The organism is Pseudomonas sp. SIMBA_041, assembly GCF_046535095.1.
GTDB classification, from domain to species: Bacteria; Pseudomonadota; Gammaproteobacteria; order Pseudomonadales; family Pseudomonadaceae; genus Aquipseudomonas; species Aquipseudomonas mucoides.
Genome location: NZ_JAWRXJ010000716.1, coordinates 1 through 248 on the forward strand (window position 1 = coordinate 1; position 248 = coordinate 248).

General features: G+C 40.7%; 1 protein-coding gene. It reads right to left on the reverse strand.

Annotated elements, in window-relative coordinates:
• Positions 1–248, reverse strand: a 248-nt coding sequence (locus tag SB725_RS32970; protein WP_410923669.1) for an AMP-binding enzyme, incomplete at both ends; no start/stop codon positions are given.

Sequence of the window (248 nt, forward strand, 5' to 3'; positions counted from 1 at the left end):
CAGTTGTTTTTTGCCATATTCTAGTAGCTCTTTTTCAGTCACGTCGCCTTTTTTGACCACAAATAGCTTTGGCTCTTCGCCGCGATCATCGTTCGGTACACCAATAGCACCGCATTCTACGACTGCTGGATGTTCACTCATCGCCTCTTCGATTTCGTTTGGATAAACGTTGAAACCAGAGACTAAAATCATATCTTTTTTGCGATCAACAATTTTGATAAAGCCTTTTTCGTCCATGATTCCAATAT